Origin of the sequence: Sporosarcina psychrophila, assembly GCF_001590685.1 — a bacterium.
In the GTDB taxonomy this organism is placed as follows: Bacteria; Bacillota; Bacilli; order Bacillales_A; family Planococcaceae; genus Sporosarcina; species Sporosarcina psychrophila.
Genome location: NZ_CP014616.1, coordinates 3819797 through 3833270, shown reverse-complemented (window position 1 = coordinate 3833270; position 13474 = coordinate 3819797). Strand labels below are relative to the sequence as shown.

General features: G+C 38.8%; 11 protein-coding genes and 1 riboswitch. Of the genes, 6 read left to right on the top strand and 5 right to left on the bottom strand.

All coding sequences use genetic code 11. From position 1 onward, the window contains the following. The first annotated feature begins 569 nt into the window (after window positions 1-569). A riboswitch (cyclic di-GMP riboswitch) is annotated at window positions 570-653 on the top strand. 42 nt (window positions 654-695) lie between these two features. After that, window positions 696-875 carry a hypothetical protein gene (locus AZE41_RS22890; protein ID WP_156476087.1) on the top strand — a complete coding sequence of 60 codons (180 nt, stop codon included), beginning with the start codon at window positions 696-698 and terminating at the stop codon, window positions 873-875. Window positions 876-1573: 698 nt separating this feature from the next. Here the strand turns inward: AZE41_RS22890 and AZE41_RS18085 are convergent. After that, window positions 1574-2029 (bottom strand): S-ribosylhomocysteine lyase, encoded by a 456-nt coding sequence (locus AZE41_RS18085; RefSeq protein WP_067212432.1) that lies wholly within the window; start codon window positions 2027-2029, stop codon window positions 1574-1576. A gap of 205 nt (window positions 2030-2234) precedes the next feature. Here AZE41_RS18085 and AZE41_RS18080 point away from each other — a divergent pair, with 205 nt between their 5' ends. Continuing rightward, a complete protein-coding gene (locus AZE41_RS18080) occupies window positions 2235-3578 on the top strand; it encodes a Na+/H+ antiporter NhaC family protein (RefSeq protein ID WP_067212425.1) in 1344 nt (447 codons plus the stop codon). A gap of 410 nt (window positions 3579-3988) precedes the next feature. Here the strand turns inward: AZE41_RS18080 and AZE41_RS18075 are convergent, their stop codons facing one another. Beyond that, on the bottom strand, window positions 3989-4762 hold the full coding sequence (locus tag AZE41_RS18075) for a hypothetical protein (RefSeq protein WP_067212423.1): 774 nt from the start codon (window positions 4760-4762) through the stop codon (window positions 3989-3991). Between the two features lie 406 nt (window positions 4763-5168). Then, window positions 5169-6065 (bottom strand): hypothetical protein, encoded by an 897-nt coding sequence (locus tag AZE41_RS18070; RefSeq protein ID WP_067212421.1) that lies wholly within the window; start codon window positions 6063-6065, stop codon window positions 5169-5171. A 201-nt stretch (window positions 6066-6266) separates the two neighbouring features. Here AZE41_RS18070 and AZE41_RS18065 point away from each other — a divergent pair, with 201 nt between their 5' ends. Continuing rightward, complete coding sequence (locus tag AZE41_RS18065) at window positions 6267-7652, top strand: S41 family peptidase (RefSeq protein WP_231885711.1); 1386 nt, start codon at window positions 6267-6269, stop codon at window positions 7650-7652. Window positions 7653-7753: 101 nt separating this feature from the next. Here the strand turns inward: AZE41_RS18065 and sda are convergent, their stop codons facing one another. Beyond that, window positions 7754-7894: a sporulation histidine kinase inhibitor Sda gene (gene sda, locus AZE41_RS18060; protein ID WP_067212419.1), complete on the bottom strand. Its 141-nt coding sequence runs from the start codon at window positions 7892-7894 to the stop codon at window positions 7754-7756. A 526-nt stretch (window positions 7895-8420) separates the two neighbouring features. Here sda and AZE41_RS18055 point away from each other — a divergent pair. The 3 genes from AZE41_RS18055 to AZE41_RS18045 all read left to right on the top strand — a co-directional run bounded on the left by AZE41_RS18055 (window position 8421) and on the right by AZE41_RS18045 (window position 11875). Next, a complete protein-coding gene (locus tag AZE41_RS18055; RefSeq protein ID WP_067212417.1) occupies window positions 8421-9200 on the top strand; it encodes a DUF6574 domain-containing protein in 780 nt (259 codons plus the stop codon). A 903-nt stretch (window positions 9201-10103) separates the two neighbouring features. After that, entirely contained in the window at window positions 10104-10532 is a 429-nt protein-coding gene (locus AZE41_RS18050; protein ID WP_067212414.1) for a VOC family protein, read from the top strand. Window positions 10533-11329: 797 nt separating this feature from the next. Further along, the gene (locus AZE41_RS18045; protein ID WP_067212412.1) at window positions 11330-11875 is read left to right on the top strand and encodes a DL-endopeptidase inhibitor IseA family protein; all 546 of its coding nucleotides are present in this window, start codon (window positions 11330-11332) and stop codon (window positions 11873-11875) included. A gap of 91 nt (window positions 11876-11966) precedes the next feature. Here the strand turns inward: AZE41_RS18045 and AZE41_RS18040 are convergent, their stop codons facing one another. Further along, window positions 11967-13124, bottom strand: coding sequence for a polysaccharide deacetylase family protein (locus AZE41_RS18040; RefSeq protein ID WP_067212409.1), 1158 nt, complete (start codon window positions 13122-13124; stop codon window positions 11967-11969). Between the last annotated feature and the right edge of the window lie 350 nt (window positions 13125-13474).

Here is a 13474-nt window from a genome sequence, read left to right as displayed (position 1 = left end):
GATACCTGCACACCAGAATAGCTAGAAAACACACTATAATTGCATACTGATTAAAATAAAGACCAGACATGTACCTAAATGTCTGGTTTTTATGTTGGAGCATGTTTATTGAAGCGAGAACTGGGACTTGTTTGTTAGGTTTCCTCCTATTGAACCGTAAAGTTATAAATGGAATAACCTAACGATATCTAGCATATATTAACGAAAACATAAAAAAGAAATGTGATGGGATATTGAGTTTACCTTAATTCCATTGTTCGTAAAACTGCATAATTAAATGCTGCCATAAAAATTTACATGTATTCAAAATGCTTTACCCGATACATTTACTGATTCAAAATAATGATTTAGAGGTAGTTTTTTACAGAAAAGGCACCTTAGAACAAGAAAAAATTCTAATATAACTTACACCTAAGAACTATATTGAAGGGGTGAATAATATACCCAGGTCGGAAGTGGAGGCTATTCGTTAGTTGGACCATATTGAGATATACGGTAGTTTTGGTGTGAATTAACCAATTAATTGACTGTGTATTAAGACTTGTATATAGGCTATACTAATTAGGCAGAACGTATGAGGGCAAAACTAGTGAAAAGTAGTGACGCAAAACTATAGGGGCTAATGTTTTTGACTATGCCAGCCAGTTACCAGAACGGACCTCCGTACGAATATAAACAGGGGCGGTAATGTAAACATGCGTAAAAAAGTAGCGCTTTTTTGGCATTCCTTAAGCTATAATTATAATGAAATAATTATGAAGGATTGTTTATGTCACGAAATGAAAACTAAAATTAAAGTGAAAAGAGATTATCACTCAGCAAAAATAAAAGAACTCGTTTCAAGTAACCGTGTAGGATCATATTTAGAGAAATGACTGCATTTTTATAAAAATAATGTGAAGATCAGCCATCTAAGCAGGAGGCAGATCTTTTTTGTTTGACGTTTTTGGATTGTGAGAGGAAATCAGTGGAGTGTGCAACCAAATCATTGGAGTGTCCAACCAAACAAGTGAAGTGTGCAACGAACGGCGAAGTGTCTAACCAACTATGAGAAGTGTGCAACGAAGTCAGTGGAGTGTGCAACCAAATCATTTGAGTGTGCAACGAACGGAGAAGTGTCCAACCAACTATGAGAAGTGTGCAACGAAGTCGGTGGAGTGTGCAACCAAATCATTGGAGTGTCCAACGAAACAAGTGAAGTGTGCAACGAACGGCGAAGTGTCCAACCAACTATGAGAAGTGTCCAACCAAATCATCTGAGTGTGCAACAAAACAAGTGGAGTGTGCAACGAACGGCGAGGTGTCCAACCAACTATGAGAAGTGTGCAACAAAGTCGGTGGAGTGTCCAACCAAATCATCTGAGTGTCCAACGAAACTATAAAAATCTCCAACAAACTCACTGCTCACCAAATTAGTTGGCAGAACATTAGCCTACAACTCATATAGTACAAGAAATCAAGATTGCAAACAAAAAAGAGGTTGCCCCAAATTCAACGTTGGGGCAACCTCTACTGTTATTTTCAGGTGCTAAATTATAGAATGACAATCATAATTGTAGGTAATTTAATATGCTTAATCGCGGAACGGATCGTCACTTAGTCCCGCTTCAAGGACTAACTTTGCATACTCTTGTGCTGCAAATAGCGAATGATCTTTATAATTGCCACATTCGAGTGCAGAAACGGCGGGAATGTGTTCGGTCGTTACTACTTTTTCGAGCACTGTTGTTAAAGCGGCGGCAACTTCTTTAGGCTCATGTTCATTCCAAATAATCATGTAAAATCCTGTTCTGCATCCCATTGGTGAAACGTCGACGATCCCTGTCAGTTCGTCGCGTAAGTAAGTCGCAAGTAAATGTTCTAGCGTATGAACAGCTGAAGTTGGCATTGCGTCCTGGTTGGGTTGTAAAAATCGTAAGTCATATTTTTGAAGAGTACTGCCTTTCTCGTGTTGTTCCGTACCTGCCAAGCGGACATAAGGAGCTTTTACTATCGTGTGATCCAATAAAAAGCTTTCCACTACTGCCATTTAAATCATCCTCTCACGTTTGTCATCTAACCTATCACACTTTAACTAGCGATGTAAACTAATTTATACGTTAATTCTGATAACTATATAGAGCCCTGTTGACACCAGTAAGAAAGCAGGATACGATTAGTTATTGTAATTCATATAGAAATACTATGTTTTCAGTAAGTTCTGGGATTTCGACAGACTACTAGGAGGAATATTTATGACAAAACTTAAAGTGAAAAAGGGAAATCCCTTTGCGCTTTTTCCATTACTTGTTTTTGTGTTGCTATTTATCGGCACGGGGATTTTCACAAAAGACTTTTCAAATATGCCATTGAATGTAGCGATACTAATCGCAGCCGCTATCGCTTTGATGATGAATAGAAAAGAAAAGTTGTCCAGTAAAGTGGAGACATTTACTAAGGGTGCTGGCCATCCGAATATTATATTAATGGCTGTCATCTTTATTTTAGCGGGTGCATTTTCTGCAGTTGCTAGCGGAATGGGAGCGGTAGAATCCACTGTTAACCTTGGCTTATCCCTATTACCAACGAATTTGTTGATGGTTGGATTGTTCGTTATTGGCTGCTTTATTTCGATTTCAATGGGAACGTCAATGGGGACCGTTGTTGCATTGGCTCCGATTGGAATAGGGATTGCGAGTCAAACGGGTATCCCGCTTGCATTGGCGATGGCGACGGTAATCGGCGGTGCAATGTTTGGTGATAACTTGTCGATGATTTCAGACACGACAATTGCGGCGGTTAGGACACAAAATATAAAAATGAAAGACAAGTTTAAAGTAAACTTCTTGATTGTTTTGCCTGGGGCAATTGCTACAGCGCTTATTCTAGGTATAATCACACGAGGTAATGTAGCGGATTTGAGTGGGGACTATCAGTATGAGTTGTTTAAAATACTCCCTTATATCGCGGTATTTGTAGCGGCGTTATTAGGTGCACATGTGCTGGTTGTTTTGCTTGGTGGAACGCTATTTGCTGGAATTATCGGGATGATTGATGGGTCTTACAGTTTCGGTGGTTTTTTACAACTAGTTGCTGAAGGGATTATTAGTATGGAGGATTTAGCAATCATTGCAATCTTAATCGGTGGCGTCGTTGAGATTATCAAACATAACGGCGGTATTGATTATCTTTTATATGTCATTACGAGCAAAATTAAATCGAAAAAAGGGGCTGAGTTTGGGATTGCTGGTTTAGTTAGTATGGCTAATATCGCCACCGCGAATAATACGATATCGATTATTATTACTGGGCCATTAGCAAAAAGTATCGCGGATGAATATGAGATCGACCCAAGGAAGTCAGCTAGTTTACTTGATATGTTCGCAAGTAGCTGGCAGGGGATTTTGCCTTATGGAGGGCAAATGCTTGCGGCTGCTGGACTAGCAGCAATATCACCGGTTAGTATTATCCCTTATTCTTTTTATCCTGTCTTAATCGGAATTTGTGGTGTTGTTGCCATTTTAATCGGTTATCCGAAATTTCGCCAGACAGATAAGAGTGAAAAAACGGTTATGATTTCACCTAATCAATTGAAGTGAAAAAAGTCAGCCAACTCTCAATCCGTTCAGTTGAGTTGTACAAAATACAAATTAAAGCACGAAAAAGACCGTTAATTCGTCCATGAATTAGCGGTCTTTAAAATGCCTATCCATCCACGTTTATAAACAAATAGCACTTGTTTTAACAATTGAATTGAAAGATGAATTAAACGACTTACAATAATTATTGTAAGGTAACATTATTGTGTTAATACCATTGCTTATTCAGTGGTTAATTTGAATGTGAATTTAGATGAAAGAGATGATATTTATTCAACCAAAAAATGCAGAAGGATTTTTGGGAACTCTCTGTTAAAACCATAGTAATAAAAGTCTTGCGATTTGTTCTGTTACTTTGAATTATATACCACCCAATTGAACGGGGTATTTTTATCTCACAGGTACTTATTTTATTTATTTTTATAGTACGAAGGTTCAACACCTTCATACTCATACAACGTTGATGTTCCTCTTTTAACAATGTAGGACATTAGCCAAGCATTTTTCGAATTTCCTATTTGCCAGTCTTCTTTGAAGGTCACGATATATTTTTCTTTCCCTATTTCTTTTACACTTGTTTCTCTCACAACTTTATACCCATCAATTGTTTCTTCTTGCAACCCTACTTTTTTCGGGAAATAATCGATGAGAGTTCCTACCCCAGCAGTTGCAGTGGTTATCGCATCGTCTTTTGTGAAAGGAGGTTGAGGTGGCGATGTCCATTGCAAAAATAACCACGACAGAAAAATAAAAGTAATAGGTATTAGTACAAACATTTTTAAACTTTTCCCTTTACTTTGTCTTTTGTAGAGCCATTTATCAATAACCCCGTACAGGATAGCCACAACCATACCGAACCACATTAACGTACTTTCTTGAAAAAACAATCCGTTTACCAATCCAAAAGCACCTAAAATGAGTATTGTTAACCAATCTTTTTTCAAAAACCATTTCCGTTGCATGGCATCCAGAATTAGTGACACAACGTTCCCATACAGTAAAATAACGACTCCCACATATATACAATAAACCAACAACCACCCTAGAAAAGAATTCCCTTTGTTATATTCAAACTCACCATAACTAAAAATCATGCCATACACCATCAACCCTGAAAAAGTAATGGTGGCAACAAATGTGGTTAACAGTTTTCTAATAATCACGATTCCTATACCTTGCTCCATGCTTTTTCTCCTCACTTCATTTACAACACAGTAATTGTAAAATCGCATACTAGCTTTGAACCAACACTCCGTTAATTATATATATATAAATAAGTACACAAGAAAGACCTAACCACATGAATGTAACCTGTTCGGTACAATAATAAAAAAAGGAAATTAAATATGAAATAGTAGTCTTTTAAATGCCTTAATATCAATGTTTATAGGGAAATAACGCTCGTTTTAGCAGTTCAAATAGCGGATGAATCGAATGACTTGCGTTAATTAATGTAAGTTGACATTATCGTGTTAGTATTAATGTCATTTAGACCGAAAATAGCACCACGATTAACGGTGCTACTTGTTACTTTTTTGAACCAATCAAATGAACGGGTTACTCTCAAAGTTGGCTGACCTTTTTTGTTGTTTACTCCACCTTAGAAATTTCACCGTGCTCCAAACTATAATAAAAATTTTCGTCAGCTACTGTGACGAGAACATTGATTGTGGAGGGGTCCTCATTGTTTGGTCGATACAGTAAAAGATCTTGATTTTGCGGTACTAGTAAATAGTCGGTACCGTCTTTATTGCGATATCGTTCGCCTTCAAAGTGCTCTGCAATTTCCGCCTCAAGGGCCTCTTTTGTTGTTGTGAAAGAAATTGTTTCTACCCAATCGTCGTAATACGTGACGAGTAATTCTTTCGCAGGGTATTGTTGAATCCAGTAATTTTGTATCATTTCATCAGGGCCTTCAGATTCTGGATTGCCAAGCTTTGCTTTCACTGCCGACGGTTTGTCGCCTTGTAGAACGCCGTAGATTAGGAATTGATCATTTTTCATACGGAACATAGGTGTTTCTTCTATTGAAGTAGATTTTTTGTATTCACCGCTGAGTATTAACTCAGATCCGTCAGTAATTTCATCATTGATGGTGAGCTGAAGAGCTGAGCCGTCCATCTTGATGATCATTTTGCAGTTAGCGGTAGCCTCGCAAGTAGCTTCGGCTTGATTGCCATCAATTGTTCCGTTCCCTTCAAAGGTAAGTGACTTCGGAGAAGAGTCTTCGGTAGTTGGCTGTATGCCGCTTATTTTGTAGTCGAATTCAGATTCAGCGTTCTCCGTAATGTACAGCGTGCCCAGTATGTTGTCACTTAGGAAAAACCATTCTCCATTCCAAGGGCTTTCGGAGACGGTTTCGTTAGTAGGTGTCGGATTTTCTACTGGATCAGTTTTTCCACTGGGAATCTGATCGTTGTCGGGGCTGCATCCCGTTACAATGATTGCGAGAAGCAGGATGGCTGTTCGTGGTATCCACTTTTGCATATTGGTACCTCCATTTATTGGGTTGTTGTGCATTCAACTATACAGGACATTGGTGGTGTCAGCCACTAAGATAAATAAACATTTCACTTCATTATATGGATGATTACAAAATGATTCGAATACTTTTAATCTAACTTGGAGCCTATCAATGAAAAGCGTATAATAGAAGAAAGTTGAAATTAATAGGAGGGATTAATCAGCGTGAAGATAAGCCTGAAATCATTTGTGTTGTTATTTGCCATGCTATTCGTATTACTTCCACAGGTAACTTCCGCGTCAGCAGAACCGCTTGATGAAATCCGGCAATTGGTGCGTGATTTCTATGTCGATGACGTGCCGGAATCGGTGTTGTCTAAGGGCACAGTTAAGGAGATTACAAAGCATCTCGATCCCCATTCCGTCTATATGAGTGCGAAGGAGTACCAAGGATTCGTAAATGGGATTGAGCAGCGGATTGTTGGAATTGGTGTTGTGCTAGAAGAGGATTTGAAAGGTGTCAAAGTCATTTCGGTTATTCCGGAAGGGCCTGCAGCGAGAGCGGAAATACAACCGGGTGATGTGATTACACATGTAAATGGGAAAAGCATCGTAGGGAAGTCAATTCAGACTGCGATATCGTTAATTAGCGGAGAAGAAAAAACAGTGGTTACAGTAACGATTGACCGGATTGGCCAACGAGCTTCAATCACTAAAAAAATTACGCGGGAAGAGATTTCGCTGCCGAATGTTGAATATGAAATGCTTGGCGGCAATATTGCCTATATTCGACTGAACAGTTTTGCGATGGAATCCTCGAAAGAAATGAACAAAGCAATTCAATCTTTAAACGGAGCAGATGGATGGATTGTTGATTTGCGTAACAACGGCGGCGGTTACATAACAGCTGCACAGGACATTGCGGGATTCTTTCCAAATACAGTCAACGCGTTTCAATTAAGGGAAAAGAACAGTAAGCCGATGACTTATCCGTCGACAATTCAACCAAGAAAGTTTAACGGACCAACGCATGTTTTGATTAATGAATACAGTGCGAGTGCTTCGGAAATGGTCTCTGCGACAGTAAAAGAGCAAAAGACGGCTACTTTATACGGTCAAACGAGCTACGGTAAAGGTACGATGCAAGCGATGTATGGATTTGATGATGGTAGTGTGTTGAAAATGACGACTGCAAGATTTTATTCGCCGGGCGGGCAATCAGTGGATAAAGTGGGTGTTAAGCCGGATGTCATAACCAAAAAAGAGGCTGAGCTCGAAGTGTCCCATCATGATCAGTTACTTAAAAAGCTGAAGGGATACAAACAGCTTCCTGAACTTGTGAATGTCCCCGTCAGCAAGAAGTTTACGGTTGAAATGAATACAACAATGAATTGGAAAAATAGCGATAAAAAAACGGTTCAACTTATCCAATTGGGAGGACAAGAAATCGGGGCTTCTATAAAGGTTGTGAATGCAACTACAGTTACTGTTGTTCCGAATAAACCATTGATAGCGGGAAGTAGATATGTACTTGTGATTCATCCGCTTTATAAAAATACGCAAAATAAACCGATGAAACAAGGTGTATACTTAGAAGTATCGGTTAAATAAATAAGCACCGGGTTTTCGTCGACTTTAAGAAATATAAAGTTGGGTGAAACCTGGTGCTTTTTTTCTTGGAATATGAAATTCATTTTAAGAAATTTGTAAAATCAAGAAGAAAGTTGAACTTCATAGTGTAAAGAGCGTCGACGAATTTCCGCTTCTAACAATTGAATAAAGTGAGGGCATAGTTTGATGTCTTTTGCCTTGAAATAGGATTCAATCAACAAGTCATCAGGTAATTTACTCATCTGGGGTTCCACCTCCAATCGTATAGATTATAGATTATGTGTACTATATTGAAATGTGTATGCATAAGATGATATGTAACAAGGTTGTACTCTTAATCTACCAAAGATTCGGATTAAGAACAACTGTTCCTTTATCCACAGTTGACGGTGGATAAGCTGTGGTTAATATGTTTGTAATGGCTACGGATACATAGGGAGTGGTGGGTATAACGTTAGCAACTTTATCCACAGATGTTAAAAACGCAGATTTTGTCGAAACATTTTTTTGGATTTCTGATGAATTTTGGTGTGAAATAGTTATTATGTCTATTCTAAAACAAACAGAATAAACATGAATATTTGAGTAATATGCATTCTATCTGTCCTGATTAGGCGACTCCCTTTACGTTATTTCAGTAATTGCATTAAAAATAGGTTTTTAAGAATATAAGTACGGGTTGAAAGAATAGAGTAGAATAATCAAGTTGCTGTGTGGTAATTAGTGAAAAGTGAATTTTATTAATGACTAAGAATGGGAGGGCATGGATTGCACTGCATAAATTGCGGACATGAACAAAGTGAAGGTAAATTCTGTGCGGTTTGTGGCGTGGTTTTGGGCGACATTCTGATTGAAGGGGAGCAAACTAGAAATCGGTCATCTGCAAGATATAACCAACAATCAAATGAATACATCGAAAAGGTTAAAAATGCATCTAAAATGTACTGGAACTATTTCCTGAACTATTTGAGGCAACCTTCACTGGCGCTTAAACAAGGTGAAAAGGAGTTTTTGAATGGCATAATAAATATAGTAACTATGGCATTTTTTATTGGCTTATTTTTATTTACCTCCATGAAACGTGTTGCATCGTCATTTCTTGAAGCTTCGCACGAACTGTCATTTACCTCAGTGATTGGTAGTTCTTTATTATTTGTGTTTATCAGCACAGCAATTATTATCGCATCATTGTTCCTAACGATTAAGTTTCTCGGTTCTGAACACTCATTCAAAAGTATCGCTGGCATTTACGGAACGCATCTTATCCCATCCACATTCCTCGTATTGATATCCTTTATTTTGCTCCTATTAAAAGCGTACACCTACAGTAACTTTCTTCTATCGTTTGCACTCCTATTTGCATTTTTTATCATACCGCTGTATATTCTGATAAAATTACTGACCAAAGCAGAAGAGGGGATTGATCCGCTGTACTGTGTCCTCGCCTATATTGTCATTTTTGGAATTGCTTTTTCGATCTACCTTTTTCTTTTAGAAGGTTCTTTAATTGTTAATGTGTTGAATGGGTGGATGGTAGGCAAACTGTGAATAATGAACGGATAAAAAGCAGCATCTCCGAACTAGTTATAGGTTCGGGGATGCTGCTTTTTAATGTTTCATTCCGGTCTGTTGATTAAACATTTATTTGCATAAAATTCTGGTGAGAAGGGCTTGATGACCTTGATTTTCACTGGACTATTTTCGGCTAACTATTCAAGTGGAAAATGCAGTATTTTTGGAAGAAAAAATAGATGACATTCTATGTAGAGTGTAAGTGCCCGAAGATGCAATTTCGGGCACTCTTGCAAGTTGTACAATGCGTTCCTTGCATACTCTTAGTGAAGAGTAAGCATCTAATTCATGTGATGTCTACTTGAATCTGCTGTTGCGTTAAATAAGGAGAGGATTATAATTCGGGGTGTGGATTGTAGAATGCTTGGCGCTTTGAGGATGCCTCTCGCCGTGAGCCTGGATTAGCGCTTCGCATCCAGTCTTACGGATTCGGCGACCCCTTTGCGGCGCCTGCACTAGGGTGGCCATTATCGGAAGAAATGTGATTTTGGATGTATATGCCGAAATTATAATGTGATTACTTTTTGATACTAATTCTATTCAAGAAAGACACACTCCAGGTTGCAGATTTCATCACAGATAATGAAAAGCTCTTTCTCACATAGATCATCCAGCGGAAGCGGTATTAGTGGGAATTCTAATTCATTCCAAGTACTAGTTTTTTTTCAGCGGCCGCCCAAAAGCCCTTGTAAAGCACGTACGCCGTATTCATTGGGTAAACATATATAGTGACACTATTTGGTAATCAAGTTGTCGGAGCGGTTTCCGATTTGACCGCGTGAAAGTACCTCGCATGACACCGAAACAAAAGAAGTGTTACACTATTGGGACAAGACACTTAACAATAAAGATTAGTTAAAAATCGAAGGAGTGATGGTAATGGCTGTTGATGTTTATCTTAATTTTAACGGGAATTGTCGTGAAGTGGTGAATTTTTATGCTGAGGTATTTGGAATAGAAAACCCGAAAATAATGACATTCGGAGAAATGCCGCCTAATCCGGAATATCCACTTCCAGAAGAAGCGAAAGATCTTGTTATGCACTCCCGTCTGAATATTAGCGGAAGCAATGTTATGTTTTCAGATGTATTTCCTGGAATGCCATTTATTGAAGGCAATAACATTAGCCTCGCAATCGTTAGTAAGGATTTAGAAGAGATTACATCTGCATCTAGTAAACTGAAAGAAGGCGGCAAAGTAGTTATGGAACTCCAAGAGACACCCTGGAGCAAATCCTACGGCCAATTAACGGACAAGTTCGGGATTATTTGGCAATTTAATTACGACAGTGGAGAAACTTTCATGTGATTTAACAACACTGAAAAGTAAAACGCAATGCGCAGACTTCAAAGCGTATTGCGTTTTTTTCATTGTCTAGACTCCAGCGCTTTTCTTAAATTCAATACGTATCACTCCCTTTACTCGCATATACATTATTGGTAGGACTTACAGCTATATATATGCTGAATTAAAGAATCCCATTGAATCTACGGTAGCGCTTAATAAGGAGAGAGTTGTAATTCGTTGTGGATTGTAGAACGCTTGGCGCTTTGGGATGCCTTTCGCCATAAGCCTGGATTAGCGCTTCGCATCCAGTCTTACAGCTTCGGCGACCCCTTTGTCGCGCCTGCGCTAGAGTGTTCATTATCGAGAGAAATGTAATTTTGAGATGTATATGCCGAGACTATAAGGTGATTACTTTTTGATACTATTTATATTCAAGAAAGACACACTCCAGGTTGCAGATTTCATCGCAGATAATGAAAAGCTCTTTCTCAAATAGACCATCCAGCGCAGGCGCGACTTCGTGGTAGCCGGGGCGATAAGACTGAAAGCGATCTTCTTTCTGGCTTATCGCGGGAGGCATCCACAAAGCGGCCAAGCGGTATTGGCGGGAATTCTAATTAGTTCTAAGTATTGGGACTTTTTCAATGGCCTCCTAAAAGCCCTTGTAAAGCGAATGCGCCGTATTCATTTGTTCAACATATGTAGGTTGAATTCGCTACGGTGCTAGGGGATGCCTCCCACATAAGATTATATAGACTTTTATTTGTTCAATATACATACGACTTGAAAGTTATAAATATATGAGAGGTGGCATGGAATTGAAAAAGCTGTGTCTATTTAGCTTGTCGCTATTGCTGTTGTTATGTACTGCTTGCCAGCAATCGGCTATTGCCGAGGTGGAAGAAAGTGAAGTTCATTCGGTAAAAGCGGTGGAAATTGCTGCAAACTGGGCTGCGACGGCGAGTCTTGTGGAAGCAGGTGGGAATTATATAGAAGGGGAATATAAGAGGTTCAACTATAAAGGTCAGACATACCGCTATATGGCTAGCCACTTGGATACGAAGAAGGAAATGAGGGTCGAACTAGAGAAGTCAGTGACAAAAAAAGTTGCCAAACAGTTTATGAAGGACCAAAATTTTATTAAACAACAAAGGAGGTTGGCGCAGGTAGAGGTCGACGGTGGATCGCTTCTTCAGTGGAGTGAGGCGACAGCAAAAGTGGTGAAAGCTAAAAAGAATAAAAGCGTATTTGAAGTGAGTGTACCCGTCGGTTATACAGGCACATTTGATACGTTTAAAATTACGTACGAATACGTGAGGAAATCGGGTTGGCGTATAAGTAAACTTCCAGAATATATGAAATAAACCATGAACGCACTCCGCGAGTTGGGAGAGCGTTCATGGTTTTTTATTATAAGAACAGTGTCCTTGATGGCTGTCATCTAGCAGAGAATTTTTATCTTCCTTGCAATTTATCCGCAAATTGCTTTAAGTTCATGTTGGAGTGAATGCGCTGACGTTTTAGATCGAAGAGGGAATCTCCCTGGAAGACATTGCCCTCATCAATTGTATACGCACTCGTTATACCGGCGGATTGTAAGGCGTAAATTGCCGCCAAACTGCGTTTTCCATACGGGTATGCGTGGGCCATGACTTGATAGTCCCCGCCAATAATTTGTTCGATGGTTTCATTTGCTGTTTGGATGTCCTCAAAGATTGCTAGTTCCGATTCATATTGTAACAGGCTAAGGTTGGTAAATGAATTAAACATATGGAATAAATGTGTGTGGTTTTGATAAGAATAGACATCCTGTGTCTGAATGATATCTTGTTCTGAAACCGTGCTAATTCGATCGATACGACTTGTAATCAGGAAAGAAGTAGCTTGGAATCCGTGACTTTTCAAAATAGGATAGGCTAAGTCAATTGTCGATTTGTAGCCGTCATCGAATGTGATAAGAACAGACTTCTTTGGGAGTGTCCCCTTTTTAGCAACCCAAGATTCTAACTGTTGTGGAGTGATTGTCGTCCAGTTGTTTGCCTTCAAATAGTCCATCTGCTCTTTAAACTTAGCAATTTCTAATGTTGATGCATTTTGGTCGGTTTTACTACGCACAAGATCGTGATACATCAAGACAGGGATACCAGGTTCGATGAGCAGCTCGTTCTTATGTATATACCCCGTTTTACCACCTATTAAGACGGGATAATAATTACCCTTTAATCTTTGTACATTAATCGTCATATTCGGTTGGATGTGTCCAATGCTATTCGCTTTAATTGTCGGTCGATCTAAGACTTGTACAGGTTTTGAAGTCTTGGCTCGAACTGGATGTGCAGCTTTCCAGTTATTCGGGAGATCTTTAATAATTACAGCTTTCTTTTTCGAGAGTTTAACTTGATCGTTTCCAATGAACGTATGATAAAAAAGGTTTGATTCATTCACCACGGTGTGTGAAGTACCTTTTAGGAATACAGCGACCTTCTGGTAGTCATCGAAAACAGGAGTGGTTTCGGTAATTTTTATCGATTTTACAGTTGATGCTTCAGTTGCTTCTATGAAAGTTGGACATGCTACAAGTAATAGTAGTAAAAACAGTATAAATTTCTTCAATCTCAAGTATGCCCCTTTAGTTTAGTTTCTCTCTCTATGATAGATAAATTGGGAGAAACTAGCAAGGTGTAGTTGGATTAAATAATAAGTATAGAATAATCAAACTTATCAACAAAAGCGGTGGATATCCTGTGAGTAAGTTGTTTGAAGTGTTAATGAATACAGATAATTCGGTCTGAGTGATGTTAATAACTTTATCCACAGTCATGTGTGAAGGAGAGTTTTATGCTAACAGAAAGAAAGTGACACTGTTTTCCATTCGAAAAGAAATGCTATAAAGAAGGAGTAAGCAGTCAAACATTCCGATAATTGTAGAGTAGTCGTTTAGTCCAAAGCGATTCAAAAGCACC

Excerpts from the sequence above, each read along its gene's own strand:
- AZE41_RS22890 (WP_156476087.1), top strand. The coding sequence starts at position 696 with ATGCGTAAAAAAGTAGCGCTTTTTTGGCATTCCTTAAGCTATAATTAT.
- AZE41_RS18085 (WP_067212432.1), bottom strand. The coding sequence starts at position 2,029 with ATGGCAGTAGTGGAAAGCTTTTTATTGGATCACACGATAGTAAAAGCT.
- AZE41_RS18080 (WP_067212425.1), top strand. The coding sequence starts at position 2,235 with ATGACAAAACTTAAAGTGAAAAAGGGAAATCCCTTTGCGCTTTTTCCA.
- AZE41_RS18075 (WP_067212423.1), bottom strand. The coding sequence starts at position 4,762 with ATGGAGCAAGGTATAGGAATCGTGATTATTAGAAAACTGTTAACCACA.
- AZE41_RS18070 (WP_067212421.1), bottom strand. The coding sequence starts at position 6,065 with ATGCAAAAGTGGATACCACGAACAGCCATCCTGCTTCTCGCAATCATT.
- sda (WP_067212419.1), bottom strand. The coding sequence starts at position 7,894 with ATGAGTAAATTACCTGATGACTTGTTGATTGAATCCTATTTCAAGGCA.
- AZE41_RS18050 (WP_067212414.1), top strand. The coding sequence starts at position 10,104 with ATGGCTGTTGATGTTTATCTTAATTTTAACGGGAATTGTCGTGAAGTG.